A 16579-nucleotide genomic window follows, 5' to 3' on the forward strand; every position below is an offset into this window, starting at 1 on the left:
TCCAACACCGCGGCCGTGGCGCACATTCCCTGCTGCCCCGTGTCAGGGGCGCATGGCAGGATCGCTCCTGTCCGCCAGACCCATGCGCCACGCAGTGAGGGAGTACCGCCTGTGCCCGGTGAGAACCTGTCCCGCGACGAGGCCCGGGAGCGGGCCGCCCTGCTGTCCGTCGACGGGTACGACGTGTCCCTCGACGTCCGTTCGGCGGTCGACGACCGGTCCGGGGAGGCGCCGCGCACCTTCAGGTCGGTCACCACGGTCCGGTTCCGCTGCAACGAGCCCGGCGCGTCGAGCTTCGCCGACCTGATCGCGCCGAGTGTGACGTCCGTCTCCCTCAACGGCCGCGACCTCGACCCCGGCGAGGTCTTCGACGGCGCCCGGATCCTGCTGGAGGACCTGGCGGCGGAGAACGAGCTGGTGGTGGACGCCCTGTGCGCCTACTCCCGCACCGGCGAGGGCCTGCACCGCTTCGTCGACCCGGAGGACGGCGAGGTCTACCTCTACACGCAGTACGAGCCCGCCGACGCGCGCCGGGTGTTCGTCACCTTCGAGCAGCCCGACCTCAAGGCCCCCTTCCGCTTCGAGGTGCGCGCGCCCGAGGAGTGGACGGTGTGGAGCAACGGCGCCGGCGAGCGCGCGGACGGGGTCTGGCGGTTCGCGGAGACGAAGCCGATCTCGACGTACATCACCTGTGTCGTGGCGGGTCCGTACCACTACGTGACGGACACGTACACGCGCGACCTGGGCGACGGCACGACGCTGGAGATCCCGCTCGGCGCGATGTGCCGCAAGGGGCTGGCCCCCTACTTCGAGGCCGACGACGTCTTCCTGATCACGCGGCAGGGCCTGGACTTCTTCCACGACCACTTCGACTACCCGTACCCCTTCGGCAAGTACGACCAGGCGTTCGTGCCCGAGTACAACCTCGGCGCGATGGAGAACCCGGGCCTGGTGACCTTCCGCGAGGAGTACATCTTCCGCGGGAAGGTGACACAGGCCTCCTACGAGGCGCGGGCCAACGTCATCCTGCACGAGATGGCCCACATGTGGTTCGGCGACCTCGTCACCATGGTGTGGTGGGACGATCTGTGGCTGAAGGAGTCCTTCGCCGACTTCATGGGCACCTTCGCGAATGTCGGCGCGACGCGCTTCTCGGACGCCTGGATCACCTTCGCCAACCGCCGCAAGGCCTGGGCCTACCGCGCGGACCAGCTGCCCTCCACGCACCCGATCACCGCCGACATCCGCGACCTGCAGGACGCCAAGCTCAACTTCGACGGCATCACCTACGCCAAGGGCGCAAGCGTGCTCAAGCAGCTGGTGGCCTACGTCGGCCAGGACGCGTTCCTGGAGGGCGCCCGCCGCTACTTCAAGCGGCACGCGTACGGCAACACCGGCCTCGGCGACCTGCTGTCGGTGCTCGGCGAGACCAGCGGCCGGGACATGGGCGCATGGGCGCGGTCCTGGCTGCAGACGGCGGGCGTGAACTCGCTGACCCCGCAGGTGCTGCTGGACGCGGCGGGACGGGTCGCCGAGCTGGCGGTGCTCCAGGAGGCCCCGGAGTCCCACCCGGAGCTGCGTCCGCACCGGGTGGCCGTCGGCCTGTACCGCCGGGAGGACGGCCGTCTGGTGCGGTACGCGCGCGCCGAGGCGGACGTCGACGGTCCGCGCACGATCGTGCCGGACATGGCCGGCCAGGAGGCCCCGGAGCTGGTCCTGGTCAACGACGACGACCTGACGTACTGCAAGACCCGCTTCGACGAGACCTCGCTGGACGCGCTGCGCTCCTCCCTGGGCGACATCAGCGACCCGCTGGCCCGCGCGCTGTGCTGGTCGGCGCTGTGGAACATGACGCGGGACGCGCTGCTGCCCGCCCGGGACTTCATCGGGCTGGTGCTGCGCTTCGCGGGGCGCGAGTCGGACATCGGGGTGCTGCAGATGCTGCACGCGTGGGCGGAGTCGGCGCTGGTGCACTACGTGGCGCCGCCGCTGCGGGAGACCGGCGCGCGGCTGCTGGCCGAGGGCGCCGAGCGCGAGCTGTACGCCGCCGAGCCGGGCAGCGAGCACCAGCTGGCCTGGGCGCGGTTCTTCGCCGGCACGGCCGAGAGCCCGGCCGGCTTCGAGCTGCTGCAGGGTCTGCTGGACGGCACGACGGCCATCGAGGGGCTGGAGGTCGACCAGGAACTGCGCTGGGTGTTCCTGGAGCCGCTGGCCGCGCACGGGTACGCGGACGAGAAGGCGCTGGAGGCCGAACTGGCCCGCGACGACACCGCGTCCGGCCGCCGCCACCAGGTCCGCTGCCTCGCCGCCCGCCCCTCGGCGGCGGTCAAGGCGCAGGCGTGGGCGCAGGTGGTGGAGTCCGACGGCCTGTCCAACGCCCTGGTGGAGGCGACGATCGCCGGGTTCGGCCAGCCCTCGCAGCGGGAGCTGCTGGCGCCGTACCGGGACAAGTACTTCGCGGCGATCGAGCGGGTCTGGTCCGAGCGTTCCATCCAGATCGCGATGACCATCGTCAAGGGCCTGTTCCCGTCCCTGCAGGACTCCCCGCAGACGTTGGTGGAGACGGACGTCTGGCTGGCCGCGCACGACTCGGCGCCCCCGGCACTTCGCCGGCTGGTCCTCGAGGCGTGGGACGACCACGCGCGGGGCCTGCGCGGACAGGCGTGCGACGCGCGGGCCGAAGCGGGGACCGCGGCCGACTAGGACTTCGCCGGGCGCTTCCCCAGGCCCTACCTTTGGCCATGAATTCTGCCGACGGTCACCGTTACGGAATTCAGCCAATCCGACCCGTAACCCCTGGCCGCCTCATTCGGGACCAGGGGTTTTCGGCGCCTACTCGGCATCCGAACATCCGTCCTTTAGTGCGGACTTGTCCGGGTTTGTCGACAGGCGTGTAACAGCGGTTAATCGGCCCGCAGAGTGCGGAATCCCGGCTGCATGACCCACAACACCCCGCTCCCCCGCGTCCCCTCGGCCTCCCCCCGCCCCGTCCGCCGCCTCTCCGACGTCCACCGCCGGGTCGCCACCGCCGCCCGCCTGCGCTCGCAGGGCGTGGCGTCGGCCGAGGCCGACGAGCAGTGCCGTCCCGGCGGGCCCTGGCAGCAGGTGCTGCCCGGCGTGTACCTGCTCCACCCGGGTCCGCCCACCAGCGAGGAGCGGCTGCACGCGGTGCTGATGTACGCGGCCCGCGAGACGTCGGCGCCCGGTGTGCCGTCCCAGCCCGCCTCGGGGGACCCGCACCGGCCGGTGTACAGGGACGCGATGATCACCGGTCTGGCGGCCCTGAACCTGCACGGGCTGGCGTCCGCCCCGCCGCTGATGTCGCTGGAGCACGTCGACGTCCTGGTGCCGCGGCTGCGCCGGCTGCGCTCTACGGGCTGCGCGCACGTCGTCCGCACGGCCTCGCTGCCGGCTCCGGAGCAGGCGACCGGCGTCCCGGTGGCGCCGGTGCCGCGCGCCCTGGCGGACGCGGTGGCCGGACTGACCGACGCGAGCGTGGTGCGGCGGCTGCTGTCGGAGGCGGTGCGAGGCGGCCACTGCGAACCGACGGCCGTGGTGCGGGAGTTGACGGACGCCAAGCTGCTGAGCCGGCCGCACGTGGTGGACGCCGTGGACGCGTTGCTCGCGGAGGGACGCGCGATCGCGGAGGACCGCCTGTACGCGATGGTGCGCGAGCACGGCCTGCCCGACCCGGTCTGGAACGTGGACCTGCGTCTGCCGGGCGGCCCCCACCTCGGCGGCCTGGACGCCTACTGGCCGGAACAGGCGGTGGCGGTGGAGCTGGACACCCGGGCCCCGCGCCAGGACGAGGACGCGCTGTGGTCCGAGTACGCGCGCAAGCGGGAACACCTGGAGCGTCTGGGCATCACCGTCGTGCACGTCACCCCGAAGAAGCTGCGGGACGCGAGCGAACAGCAGGCGGCGGTGGTCCGCACGGCCCTGATGGCGTCGGGCGACCGCGACCCGGCCGCGTATGTCGTGGTGCTTCCCCGGTAGGAGATCCTCCCCTTCGCGAACGAGGGGCTTCCTGGTTCGGACAGCCTGGCGGAACAGCGTTCCGCCAGGTCCGGCGCCGTCGATGACGCAGCTCGCCCGCGAGGACGTACAGCCACTCGGAGCCGCCGTGGGTCGCGAGGCGCGACTTTCGGGGGCGCCGGCGCCCGCGGGAAGACCTGCACCCGGCACGGACACCGCGTCGGACGGATACCGCGTCAGCGGCACGAGGACGCTGCCGTGCGCCCTGCGCAGCGGCTCGAGGCCACCCGGGGGTCGCCGCCGGCCGGAGCGGCGACCGGCCGGCCGAGGGCGACGCGGTGCGCGCGGGCCCACAGGACGGCAGGTCGGGGGTCTCTCATCCCGCGGGCGGCACGGCTCCTTCCTCGGACGGCACGGCCCGCCCGGGCGGCAGAGATTCCCCGGACGCCGTGGCCTCCCCGCGTTCCATGACCTCCCCGGACGGCACGGCCTCCCCGGACGGCACGACCCGCCGGCCGGTCATCGGGCGTTCCCGCCACAGTGCGAGCGCGGTGTCGACCAGGCGGATCCGGGTGAGGGAGGCGACCGCGTCCAGGTCGTGCCAGGCGGCCATGTCGGTGGAGCCGTTCACCTCGTGGCGCAGCTCCCCGCCGACGACCCGCCCCTCGTAGAGGACGCGGACGGCGTGATGGTCCACGGGGCCCCGCAGGCCCGCGCGGCGGAAGGTGCGGCGGGCGGAGTCGATGCCGAGCAGACCGGTCACCTCGACGCGGTAGCCGGTCTCCTCGTCGAGCTCGCGCACGACGGTGTCGAGGGGGTCCTCGCCGTGCTCCATCCCGCCGCCGGGGAGCACCCACTCGGGGGTGCCGTCGGGAGCCGGCGAGCGGGCGAGCAGCAACCGGCCTTCGCGGACACAGACGGCGTAGGCCGCCACCCTCAACCTCTTGCGCATACCGGGACGGTAGCCGGACCCGTCCGCCCGGACAGGGGATTTCCGGCCCCACAGCAGTCGGACAGCACGCACACAGTCGGCTCGTAGAGGGTTTTCCCCATGCATCCATATCGATTCGGTCAACTCTCCCCAAACAACTGACTCTTAGGCAAAGCTTTGCGGTCATCCGGGAGCGCATTCCGGAGGACCGTGATCAGGCAGGAACGGCCTGATCACGCGTCGCTCGTTCCTTTACCTACAAGGGATGCCGATGACCCTCACCCCCGAGCGTGAACCGATATCGGGCGCAAGACGCGTGGCCCGGACAGCCGTGGCCGCCGGTCTCGTGGCCGCGCTGTCCGCGGCCGGACCGATACCCATGGCCTTCTCCGCCGACGCCGGCCAGACCTCGGCCGCGGCCGACCCGGGCGTGAAGTCCGCCCACGACAAGCTCGGCGCCGACGACGCCGACCTCCTCGCCGAGGCCAAGGCCGCCGGCGACAAGAACGTCACCCTGATGGTCGCCACCGCCCCCGGCCAGACCGAGCAGGTCGCCGAGGAGCTGGACGCGGTCAAGGGCGGCTCCGTGGGCCAGTCCTACGACAAGCTCGGTTACGTCCGCGCCACCGTCCCGACCGGCAAGGCCGACTCCGCGATCGCCGCGGCCGCCAAGCTGTCCTCGGTGCACGCCATCGACCTGCGCCAGAACATCGTCCTCGACGACCCGGCGCCCGGCGCGGACACCGCCAAGGCCGGCAGGTCCGCCGCGAAGACGAAGACCTACCCGGCGCCGAGCAGGAAGACGCCCGCCGAGAACCCGTACAACCCGTCCTTCGAGACGGGCGCCGTCGACTTCGTGAAGAAGAACCCGAAGGCGGACGGCCGCGGCGTCACCATCGGCATCCTCGACTCGGGCGTGGACCTCGGCCACCCCGCGCTGCAGAAGACCACCACCGGCGAGCGCAAGATCGTCGACTGGGTGACGGCCACCGACCCGATCCTCGACAGCGACGCCTCCTGGCGCCCGATGACGACCTCCGTGTCCGGGCCCAGCTTCACCTTCGGCGGCCGCACCTGGACCGCGAAGCCCGGCTCGTACCAGGTCAACCTGTTCCGCGAGTCCGCCACCGCCGGCGGCGACGCCAAGGGCGACGTCAACCGCGACGGCGACACCACCGACGTGTGGGGCGTCCTGTACGACGCGGCCGCCGGCACCGTCACCGTCGACGTCAACAACAACGGCGACTTCGGCGACGACACCGCGATGAAGCCGTACAAGGACGGTTACCAGGTCGGATACTTCGGCACCGACAACCCGGCGACCGACGTCGTCGAGCGCCAGCCGTTCGTCGTGCAGATCCGCAAGGACGTGCCGATGGACCCGTTCGGCGGCGACTGGGTCGGCAAGAAGGCCGACTTCGCCAACATCGGTCTCATCGCCAGCGAGCACGGCACCCACGTCGCCGGCATCACCGCCGCGAACGGCCTGTTCGGCGGCAGCATGAACGGCGCCGCGCCCGGCGCGAAGCTCGTCTCCTCCCGCGCCTGCGTCTTCGGCCCGGGCTGCACCAACGTGGCCCTCACCGAGGGCATGATCGACCTGGTCGTCAACCGCGGCGTCGACATCGTCAACATGTCGATCGGCGGACTGCCGGGTCTGAACGACGGCAACAACGCGCGCGCCGAGCTGTACACGCGCCTCATCGACACCTACGGCGTCCAGCTCGTGATCTCCGCGGGCAACGAGGGCCCCGGCGCGAACACCATCGGCGACCCCGGTCTGGCCGACAAGGTGATCTCGGTCGGCGCGGCCATCTCCAAGGAGACCTGGGCCTCGAACTACGGCTCGCAGGTGACGAAGAAGTACGCGCTGCTGCCGTTCTCGTCGCGCGGCCCGCGTGAGGACGGCGGCTTCACGCCGACGCTCGTCGCGCCCGGCGCCTCGATCAACACCACCCAGACCTGGCTGCCGGGCTCCCCGGTCGCCGACGCGGGCTACCCGCTGCCGGCCGGCTACTCCATGCTGCAGGGCACCTCGATGGCCTCCCCGCAGGCCGCGGGCGCCTCGGCGCTGTTGATCTCGGCCGCCAAGCAGCACAAGGTCGCGCTCACCCCGGCGATCCTGCGCACGGCGCTGACCTCGACCGCCCACCACATCAAGGGTGTGCAGGCGTACGAGGAGGGCGCGGGCGCCATCGACATCGTGGACGCCTGGAAGTCCATCAGGAAGGGCGCCACCGCCCACGACTACACCGTCAAGGCCCCGGTCGACACCGCGCTCGACCAGGCCCTGAAGACCCCGGGCTTCGGCACCGGCGTCTACGACCGCGAGAGCGGTCTGAAGGCCGGACAGAAGAAGACCTACGACGTCACCGTCACCCGCACGTCGGGCCCCGACAAGGCGGTCCGCCACGAGCTGGAGCTCGCGAACAACGCGGCCGGCGCCTTCCGGATCCTCGGCGACGACGAGGTGAAGCTGCCGCTGAACAAGCCGGTGACCGTCAGGATCCAGGCCACGCCGAAGGCCGCGGGCATCGCCAGCGCCATCCTGGAGGTCGACGACCCGAAGACCGAGGGCGTCGACAAGCAGATCCTCAACACGGTCGTCGTCTCGACGCCGGTGAAGCACACGTTCTCCGTGTCGAACACCGTGCAGCGCAACAGCTTCCAGTCGTACTTCCTGACCGTGCCCGAGGGCGCCAAGTCCTTCGAGGTCGCGATCAGCGGGCTGAAGGACAAGAGCCAGACCCGGTTCATCTCGATCCACCCGTACGGCGTCGCGGTCGAGGACAGCTCCACGATCTACTGCTACAGCAACTACCCCGACACCAACGGCTGCCGGCCGGACGCCCGTTCGTACCAGAACCCGCAGGCCGGTGTCTGGGAGATCGAGGTCGAGTCGCGCCGCACGTCGCCGCTGCTGGACAACCCGTACAAGCTGGACGCGACCGTCTACGGCGCCGTCTTCGACCCGGCGACCGTGACCGTGCCCGAGGCGAAGGTCGGCACCCCGGCCGCCGTCTCCTGGAAGGTCACGAACAACTTCGCCGCGATCGACGGCAAGCTGGTCGGCGGTCCGCTCGGCTCGTCCAAGGCGACCCGTCCGACCATCGCGAACGGCGCGACCCAGACCACCACGGTCGAGGTCCCGGCCGGCGCCAAGTCGCTCGACGTCTCCATCGGCAACGTCTCGGACGCCTCCGCCGACCTGGACCTCACGGTCTTCGACGCGGCCGGCAAGCAGGTCGCGCAGCAGGCCGACGGTGACGCGGAGGAGGCCGTCTCCATCCCGTCGCCGGCCGCCGGCACATACACCATCGAGGTCGCCGGGTACTCCGTCCCGGCCGGCACGACGGCGTACGACTACCTGGACGTGTTCTTCTCGTCCACCCTGGGCACCGTCGCCGTCGACGCGTCGACGCCGGTGAAGCTCGGCACGGGCGCCTCGGCGTCGGTCAAGGCGACCGTCACCGCCGCGGCCGCCGCGCCCGAGGGCCGGGCCTTCTTCGGCCAGGTCCAGCTGGTGAACGCGCGGGGCACCGTCGCGGGCTCCGGCAGCGTGGCGATCGAGAAGGTCACCCCGTAACACCCTGCACGGCAGTGGGGGGGGGGGTCCGAAAGGGCGCCCGCCCCCCACCGTTCCCGCCCCTCCCCGTTCCCTCAGGGCACACGCCATGCCCCGGTGCCCGCACGGCGACCCGGCAGTCGGCCGCCGGTCCGCCCGACCGTCCGCCGCCCGCCGTTCACCGCCCTCCGCCCGGGCACGCGCCGCGCGACCCGGGAACCCCGTCCCGGCGGTCCGACGGCCCGGCCGTCCGGCCGGTCAGCCGGTCAGCCGGGCGGGGCTCCGTCGCAGGCGAGGCCGTCCGTCTCGGGCAGCGCCCGGGCGAGCGCGGTCCGCTCGGGCGCGATGTCGGCCTCTCCGACCGCCCAGACGTCGGGTGTGGCCGACGCCCGCCCCAGCGCGACCAGCACGTGGTCGCCCGCCGCCAGCAGCGGGTCCATGTCGTGCTCCATCTCGAAGGCCGCCTCCGGCGTGCTCACGGCCGGCCGGTACGCGTGCGTGACGCGCAGCGTGACGCGCTCGCGGGTCGTGCCGGGCAGCGGGCGGACGTCCGTCACCTCGCCCTCCACCACGAGCCGGGTGCAGACGAGGTACCCGGGGTCGGCGAGGGGACTGCCCGAGTTCTCGGCGCCCTTGGCCCCCGACCCGTCGGCGCCCGCGCCCGCGTCGCTCGCGGCGCTGGCCTTCGCGTCGGCGTCGTCGGACGCCCCGTGCTGCACCTGGACGACCGCCCACCCGGCCCCGAAGACCATCGCGCCGGCGGCGGCGACGCCCGCGGCACGCAGCACGAGAGGCCGCAGCCGGGCCGTCGGCGTGGGCCGGGACGGCGAGGGGAACCGGGACGCGCGCGGCCGGGGACGCCGAAATCGCCCGGGCCGGTGCGCCGGGGCGGTCCGCTGCTCCGTCCGGGCCGCCGGTTGCGCCGTGAGGGCGTCCGCGAGGAGGCCGAGCTGTTCGCGCAGCAGCGCGAGGTCGGCCGTGGCCGAGCGGTGCTCCGCCATGAAGGCGTCGTCCGCGCGGCTCTCGTCCGGCAGCGGCTCGTCGGCGATCGCCGCCATCAGGGCGTCCAGACCGGCGCGGCCGTCGTGTTCCGCGGTCACGTCACACCACCTCGTCCTCGTGCAGGCGGGCGCGCAGGGCCCGGACCGCCGTGTGCAGACGGCTCTTGACGGTGCCCTCCGGAACGCCCAGCTCCCGGGCTATCGAGCGCACCGGCAGGTCGGCGTAGAAGCGCAGGACGAGAACCTGGCGCTGGGCGTCGGGCAGCTCGTCCAGGCCCTGGGCGACGGCGAGGGAGAGCACGCTGGTGTCCTCGCCCGAGGCGGGCTCGTGCTGGCGCAGCGAGGCCAGCCGCTCCCCCAGCCGCTCCTGACGGCGCTTGGCGCGATGCCAGTCCATGGCCAGGTTGGAGGCCACGACCGCGGCCCACGCGGAGACGTCGCGCGGCGCCTCGTAGCCCTTCGCCGCCCGTTCCAGCAGCCGTAGGCGGACCTGCTGCACCCCGTCCGGCAGGTCCGCCTGCGGCACCCCGCCCAGCGCGAGCACCGCCCGCACCCGGCGTTCCTGCGCCGCGTCCAGAGGGTCGTCGCCGGACACGGTCCCGTCCCCCTGGACGCGGTGGGCTCTTCTGCGCAGCACAGCCACCCCTCCCTACCGCGTTTCCTTTACGACGCCGTGGGCCGCGGAAACGTTCGGCCGAGTCGTGGGGGATCTCGCAGAGGCGTACGTCACACCGGTGCGCGCGGCAGCACAGCTTGCGGTGCGGGGCGGCCGCTGGGCGAATTCCTCCAGCTCAGCGGGGTGCGGGAGGGAGTTCCGTAACCGGCGGGCCCGGCGAGGCGTCCCAGCCCTCGGGCATGGGGGGCAAAGAATTGGACAGGCGGGCCGGGGTCGGCCGCATCATGGAACGGCCTCGGCCAGGCAACACGCACGTAAATGGGACGGACAGAGGGAGTCGCCGTGAGGGTCGGAATCGTCGGAGCCACCGGTCAGGTCGGCACGGTCATGCGCAGGATCCTCAAGGAGCGGGACTTCCCGGTCACGCAGCTGCGCCTGTTCGCGTCGGCCCGCTCGGCGGGGACGGTCCTGGACGGCGTGACGGTGGAGGACGCGGCGACGGCCGACTACGCGGACCTGGACATCGTCCTGTTCTCGGCGGGCGGCGCGACGTCGAAGGCGCTCGCGGAGAAGGTCGCCTCGCAGGGCGCGGTCGTGATCGACAACTCCTCCGCCTGGCGCAAGGACCCCGAGGTCCCGCTGGTCGTCTCCGAGGTGAACCCGCACGCGATCGCGAACCGCCCCAAGGGCATCATCGCCAACCCCAACTGCACCACGATGGCCGCGATGCCGGTCCTGAAGCCGCTGCACGCGGAGGCCGGTCTGGAGGCGCTGGTGGTCGCCACGTACCAGGCGGTGTCCGGATCGGGCGTGGCCGGCGTGGCGGAGCTGCACGGCCAGGCGCAGAAGGTGGTGCCGGACGCGGACAAGCTGACCCACGACGGCGGGTCGGTCGACTTCCCCGAGCCGCAGGTCTACAAGCGTCCCATCGCCTTCAACGTCGTCCCGCTCGCCGGCTCGATCGTCGAGGACGGCCTGGGCGAGACGGACGAGGAGCAGAAGCTCCGCAACGAGTCCCGCAAGATCCTGGAGATCCCGGACCTCAAGGTCTCCGGCACCTGTGTCCGCGTCCCGGTGTTCTCGGGGCACTCCCTCCAGGTCAACGCCCGCTTCGCCCGCCCGCTGTCCGCGGAGCGCGCGACCGAGCTGCTGTCCGAGGCCGCCGGCGTGGTCCTCACCGACATCCCGACGCCGCTCGAGGCGGCCGGCCAGGACCCGTCCTTCGTGGGCCGCATCCGCCGGGACGAGACCGTGGAGCACGGCCTCGCCCTGTTCATCTCCAACGACAACCTGCGCAAGGGCGCGGCGCTGAACGCGGTGCAGATCGCGGAGCTGGTGGCGGACGAGCTCAGGTCCGCCTGACCTCGTAGAGGTAGCAGCCGTACTCGACGGCCCGGACGTGGACGAACGCCACGGCCGGGTCGTCGAACGCTTCCCGCAACGCCGCGTCGAGCCCGCCCGCTCCGACGAGCGCGCCGCCCAGGATGCGGCCCTCCCCGGAGTACCGCCGCACGGTCCGGTGGGCTTCGCCGAAGGGGTGAGCGGACCCGGCTGACGAGGCGCCGTCCCCGATGAAGCCGTCTCCCGGGGCGCCGTCTCCGATGAAGCCGTCTCCGATGAAGCCGTCTCCCGGGGCGCCGTCTCCGGTGAAGCCGGGGCAGGCGTCGGCGTGCACGAACACCGGCCCCTGTTCGTCGTAGGCCCCGGGCTCGGCCCCCGTCTCGGCCGCCCAGCGCCGCAGCGGCGCGTACGACACGAGCGCGATGCGCTCCCCCACGGCGCTGCGCCGCAGACAGCACCGCAGCGGCGCGCCCCCCTCGACGTCCGCGAACGGCGCCGCCGGCCGGCCCGCGTCGTCCCGGCCCCGTATCTCACTCAGCGCCGCCGCGGACATCGCCCGCACCGCGAACGCCCGTACCGCCCGAATCTCCGTCGTCGTCTCCATGCCTTCACCCTCCTCCGGCGCGCGGAGCCGGACCGGCGGAATCCGGACATCGAGGTGGGCGGGGACCGCGACGACGGGCCGTCGGCGGGGGGCGGCGACAGCGGGCGCCGTCCGTCCGGAAGGCCGTCGCCCGGGGCGGCCGTCCCGTGGAAGGATGACGCAACCGACACATATCGAGGAGATGACCGCGTGCCTGGCACAAACCTGACTCGCGAAGAGGCGCAGCAGCGGGCGAAACTGCTCAGCGTCGACTCTTACGAGGTCGATCTCGACCTCTCCGGCGCGCGGGAGGGCGGCACCTACCGGTCCGTGACCACGGTGCGCTTCGACGTGGCCGAAAACGGCTCCCCGTCCTTCATCGACCTGGTGGCCCCGACCGTCCACGAGGTGACGCTCAACGGGGAGGAGCTGGCCCCGGAGGAGGTGTTCCAGGACTCCAGGATCGCGCTGCCGGGCCTGCTGCAGGGCCGTAACGTCCTGCGGGTCGTGGCGGACTGCGCCTACACCAACACCGGCGAGGGCCTGCACCGGTTCGTCGACCCGGTCGACGAACAGACCTATCTCTACACCCAGTTCGAGGTGCCGGACGCCCGTCGTGTGTTCGCGTCCTTCGAGCAGCCCGACCTCAAGGCGACCTTCCAGTTCACCGTGAAGGCGCCGACCGGCTGGACCGTCGTCTCCAACTCCCCGACGCCGGAGCCCAAGGACGACGTCTGGGTGTTCGAGCCAACCCCGCGGATCTCCAGCTACATCACCGCGCTCGTGGTCGGCCCGTACCACAGCGTCCACAGCGTGTACGAGAAGGACGGGCAGTCGGTGCCGCTCGGCATCTACTGCCGGCCCTCCCTGGCCGAGTTCCTCGACTCGGACGCGATCTTCGAGGTCACCCGCCAGGGCTTCGACTGGTTCCAGGAGAAGTTCGACTACGCGTACCCGTTCAAGAAGTACGACCAGCTGTTCGTGCCGGAGTTCAACGCGGGCGCGATGGAGAACGCGGGCGCGGTCACCATCCGCGACCAGTACGTGTTCCGGTCCAAGGTGACCGACGCCGCGTACGAGCTGCGCGCGGAGACGATCCTGCACGAGCTGGCCCACATGTGGTTCGGCGACCTGGTCACCATGGAGTGGTGGAACGACCTGTGGCTGAACGAGTCGTTCGCCACCTACACCTCGATCGCCTGCCAGGCGTACGCGCCGGACTCGCGCTGGCCGCACTCGTGGACCACGTTCGCCAACTCCATGAAGACCTGGGCCTACCGGCAGGACCAGCTGCCCTCGACGCACCCGATCATGGCCGAGATCGGCGACCTGGACGACGTCCTGGTCAACTTCGACGGCATCACCTACGCCAAGGGCGCGTCCGTCCTGAAGCAGCTCGTGGCGTACGTCGGCATGGACGAGTTCTTCGCGGGCGTGCAGGCGTACTTCAAGCGGCACGCCTTCGGCAACACGCGGCTGTCCGACCTGCTCGGCGCGCTGGAGGAGACCTCCGGCCGCGACCTCGCCACCTGGTCCCGGAAGTGGCTGCAGACGGCCGGCATCAACGTCCTGCGCCCCGAGATCGAGACGGACGCCGAGGGCGTCATCACCTCGTTCGCCGTCCGCCAGGAGGCCCCGGCGCTCCCGGCCGGCGCGAAGGGCGAGCCGACCCTGCGTCCGCACCGGATCGCCGTCGGCCTGTACGGCCTCGACGGCGACAGCGGCAAGCTGCTGCGCGACGAGCGCGTGGAGCTGGACATCGACGGCGAGCTGACGGCCGTTCCGCAGCTGGTCGGCAAGCGCCGTCCGGACGTCGTCCTGCTCAACGACGACGACCTGTCGTACGCCAAGGTCCGCCTGGACGAGCAGTCGCTCGCCTTCGTCACCGAGCACCTGGGCGACTTCGAGGCGTCGCTGCCGCGCGCGCTGTGCTGGGCGTCGGCCTGGGACATGACCCGGGACGCCGAACTGCCCGCCCGCGACTACCTGTCCCTGGTGCTGTCCGGCATCGGCAAGGAGTCGGACATCGGCGTGGTCCAGTCGCTGCACCGTCAGGTCAAGCTCGCCGTCGACCTGTACGCCGACCCGACGGCCCGCGAGGCCCTGCTGACACGCTGGACGGACGCCACGCTCGCCCATCTGCGGTCCGCCGCCGCGGGCAGCGACCACCAGCTGGCCTGGGCGCGCGCGTTCGCGGCCACCGCCCGCACGCCCGAGCAGCTGGACCTCCTGGACTCCCTGCTGGACGGTTCGCAGACGATCGAGGGCCTGGCCGTCGACACCGAGCTGCGCTGGGCGTTCGTGCAGCGGCTCGCGGCGGTCGGCCGGTTCGACGAGGCGGAGATCGCCGCCGAGTACGAGCGCGACCGCACGGCTGCCGGCGAGCGGCACGCGGCGAGCGCGCGCGCCGCGCGTCCGACGCCGGAGGCCAAGGCGGAGGCGTGGTCGCAGGTCGTCGAGGACGACAAGCTGCCCAACGCCCTGCAGGAGGCGGTCATCGGCGGTTTCGTCCAGACGGACCAGCGTGAGCTGCTCGCGCCGTACACCGACCGCTACTTCGAGGTCGTCAAGGACATCTGGGAGTCCCGTTCTCACGAGATCGCCCAGCAGATCGCGGTCGGCCTCTACCCGGCGGTCCAGGTCTCCCGGGAGACCCTGGACAGCACGGACGCCTGGCTGGCCTCGGCCGAGCCGAACGCGGCTCTGCGCCGCCTGGTCTCCGAGTCCCGCTCGGGCGTGGAGCGCGCGCTGAAGGCCCAGGCGGCCGACGCGCGGTAGCCGGCTAGCGGAACGCGGCGCGTACCGAACACGGCACGTTCCGAACGCGGCGCGTGCGTCCGCGCCAGGACGACGGCGAGGGCGCCCGGTGATCACACCGGGCGCCCTCGCCGTCTGCTCACCTCCTCGCGGCCGTCCGCGCGGGAGGGCTGTCGGCGGCGGCTTCGCGGGTCTCGGGGTCCTCACGGGTCTCGGGGTCCTCGCCGTGGTCGCGGTCCTCGCCGTGGTCGCGGTCCTCGAGGTTCTCGCGGGGGCCGGGCGCGGTCCGCACGGCCGGCCGCTCCGGCCGCAGCTGTCCCGCGACCGTCGCGGCGAACGCCAGCGCCATGCCCGTCAGCTGCACGGGGGTCAGCGACTGGCCGAGCGCGGCCCAGCCGACGACGGCCGCGGTCAGCGGCGAGAGCGGGGCGAGGAAGGTGACCTGGGTGGCGCTGAGGCGGCCGATGCCGCGGAACCAGAGCCAGTAGGAGACGGCCGTGTTCGCCAGGGCGAGGTAGAGGTAGCCGCCCAGGGCGCGGCCGTCCAGCGCGGGCGGGGCGCCTTCGACGAGCAGGGCGAGCGGGGCGATGAGCAGACCGCCCGCGGTCAGCTGCCAGCCGGTCAGGGCGAGCGGGCCGACGCCTTCCGGGCGGCCCCACTTCTTCGTCAGGACCGTCCCGGCCGACATCGACGCCGTGGAGGCGAGGGCGGCGACCACCCCGAGCGCGTCCGGCGCCCCGGCCGCCTTCAGCACGACGAGGCTGACGCCGAACACGGCCGCCACCCCGGTGAGCAGGGTCCGTGCGGTGGGCCGCTGTCGCAGCAGCACCGCCGAGAGGCCGACGACGAACAGGGGGCCGACCGAGCTGACGATGGCCGCCATGCCGCCGGGCAGCCGGTAGGCGGCGAGGAAGAGGAGGGGGAAGAAGGCGCCGATGTTCAGCGCGCCGAGCACCGCGGCCCTGCCCCACCACATGCCGCGCGGCAGCACCCGGCCGAGCGCGAGCAGCAGCAGCCCGGCGGGCAGCGCCCGCATCAGGCCGGTGAACAGGGGCCGGTCGGCCGGGAGGAACTCGGAGGTGACGGCGTAGGTGGTGCCCCAGGAGACCGGGGCGAGGGCGGTGAGCAGGACGGTCGCTGACCTCTTCATAGAAGTAGCTTAGCGCTAAGTTACTTACTTGCAAGCCGCTTGCCTGTCATCCGCTAGTTCGCGAGCCACTTTCTTGCGGGTCACCGAAGCCGGGCGGATACTCGCCCCATGAGCAGCCGGCGCCCCACACCCGCAGACCCCTCGCGCAAGGACCCCTCGCGCAGGGACCCCGTCGACGCGATCGCGGAGCAGTGGGCGACGGTGAGGCCGGATCTCGACACCGCCGCCATGGAGGTGTTCGGCCGCATCGGCCGGATCGCCCGCGCGATGGGCGACCGCATGGAGCAGGCGTACGCGGCACTCGGCATCGCCCGCGGCGAGTTCGACGTCCTCGCCACTCTGCGCCGCTCCGGCGAGCCCTACACCCTCTCGCCGCGCCAGTTGTCGGCCACGCTGATGCTGACCACCGGCGGCATGACCGGCCGCCTCGACAAGCTGGAACGGGCCGGGCTGCTGCGCCGCTCCCCCGACCCGCACGACCGCCGCGGCCTCCAGGTCACGCTGACGGAGCGCGGGCTGGAGCTCGCCGACCGTGCGGTCGGCGCGGGTCTCGCCGTCCAGACGGACGCCCTCGCCGCAGCCCTGAACGCCGAGCAGGCCGACCGACTGGCCGACCTGCTGAGAGAGTTGCTGCTCTCCACGGAGACCCCCCGAAGCTGA

The 16579-nt window shown here is 72.5% G+C and carries 10 protein-coding genes and 1 pseudogene; 6 read left to right on the plus strand and 5 right to left on the minus strand.

Annotated features, from left to right (window positions below; all coding sequences use genetic code 11):
• Positions 1 to 111: 111 nt before the first annotated feature.
• Together pepN (ACN6LD_RS19870) and ACN6LD_RS19875 are read left to right on the plus strand one after the other, a co-directional pair.
• The gene (gene pepN, locus ACN6LD_RS19870) at positions 112 to 2703 is read left to right on the plus strand and encodes an aminopeptidase N (protein ID WP_445043873.1); all 2592 of its coding nucleotides are present in this window, start codon (positions 112 to 114) and stop codon (positions 2701 to 2703) included.
• 234 nt (positions 2704 to 2937) lie between these two features.
• Positions 2938 to 3996 (plus strand): hypothetical protein, encoded by a 1059-nt coding sequence (locus ACN6LD_RS19875; RefSeq protein ID WP_445043874.1) that lies wholly within the window; start codon positions 2938 to 2940, stop codon positions 3994 to 3996.
• Between the two features lie 478 nt (positions 3997 to 4474).
• Here the strand turns inward: ACN6LD_RS19875 and ACN6LD_RS19880 are convergent.
• A pseudogene (locus ACN6LD_RS19880) lies at positions 4475 to 4927 on the minus strand (NUDIX hydrolase); the annotation flags it as partial.
• Positions 4928 to 5177: 250 nt separating this feature from the next.
• On the opposite strand from ACN6LD_RS19880, the gene ACN6LD_RS19885 reads away from it, so the two are divergent.
• Complete coding sequence (locus tag ACN6LD_RS19885; protein ID WP_445043875.1) at positions 5178 to 8492, plus strand: S8 family serine peptidase; 3315 nt, start codon at positions 5178 to 5180, stop codon at positions 8490 to 8492.
• Positions 8493 to 8737: 245 nt separating this feature from the next.
• Here ACN6LD_RS19885 and ACN6LD_RS19890 read toward each other — a convergent pair whose 3' ends face one another.
• Both ACN6LD_RS19890 and ACN6LD_RS19895 read right to left on the minus strand, forming a co-directional pair.
• Complete coding sequence (locus tag ACN6LD_RS19890) at positions 8738 to 9571, minus strand: hypothetical protein (RefSeq protein ID WP_319195940.1); 834 nt, start codon at positions 9569 to 9571, stop codon at positions 8738 to 8740.
• Position 9572: 1 nt separating this feature from the next.
• The gene (locus tag ACN6LD_RS19895; protein ID WP_307042973.1) at positions 9573 to 10115 is read right to left on the minus strand and encodes a sigma-70 family RNA polymerase sigma factor; all 543 of its coding nucleotides are present in this window, start codon (positions 10113 to 10115) and stop codon (positions 9573 to 9575) included.
• Positions 10116 to 10430: 315 nt separating this feature from the next.
• On the opposite strand from ACN6LD_RS19895, the gene ACN6LD_RS19900 reads away from it, so the two are divergent.
• The gene (locus ACN6LD_RS19900) at positions 10431 to 11450 is read left to right on the plus strand and encodes an aspartate-semialdehyde dehydrogenase (protein ID WP_445043876.1); all 1020 of its coding nucleotides are present in this window, start codon (positions 10431 to 10433) and stop codon (positions 11448 to 11450) included.
• Here ACN6LD_RS19900 and ACN6LD_RS19905 read toward each other — a convergent pair.
• Positions 11437 to 12033, minus strand: a complete 597-nt coding sequence (locus tag ACN6LD_RS19905; RefSeq protein WP_445043877.1) for a DUF1203 domain-containing protein — start codon at positions 12031 to 12033, stop codon at positions 11437 to 11439. The two genes, ACN6LD_RS19900 and ACN6LD_RS19905, sit on opposite strands and share 14 nt — an antisense overlap.
• A gap of 189 nt (positions 12034 to 12222) precedes the next feature.
• Here ACN6LD_RS19905 and pepN (ACN6LD_RS19910) point away from each other — a divergent pair, with 189 nt between their 5' ends.
• Positions 12223 to 14790 carry an aminopeptidase N gene (pepN, locus tag ACN6LD_RS19910; RefSeq protein ID WP_319195933.1) on the plus strand — a complete coding sequence of 856 codons (2568 nt, stop codon included), beginning with the start codon at positions 12223 to 12225 and terminating at the stop codon, positions 14788 to 14790.
• Positions 14791 to 14908: 118 nt separating this feature from the next.
• Here the strand turns inward: pepN (ACN6LD_RS19910) and ACN6LD_RS19915 are convergent, their stop codons facing one another.
• A complete protein-coding gene (locus ACN6LD_RS19915; RefSeq protein ID WP_319195931.1) occupies positions 14909 to 15919 on the minus strand; it encodes an EamA family transporter in 1011 nt (336 codons plus the stop codon).
• 108 nt (positions 15920 to 16027) lie between these two features.
• Here ACN6LD_RS19915 and ACN6LD_RS19920 point away from each other — a divergent pair, with 108 nt between their 5' ends.
• On the plus strand, positions 16028 to 16579 hold the full coding sequence (locus ACN6LD_RS19920) for a MarR family winged helix-turn-helix transcriptional regulator (protein ID WP_319195930.1): 552 nt from the start codon (positions 16028 to 16030) through the stop codon (positions 16577 to 16579).

The sequence above is a fragment of the Streptomyces sp. SAS_272 genome, assembly GCF_052543235.1.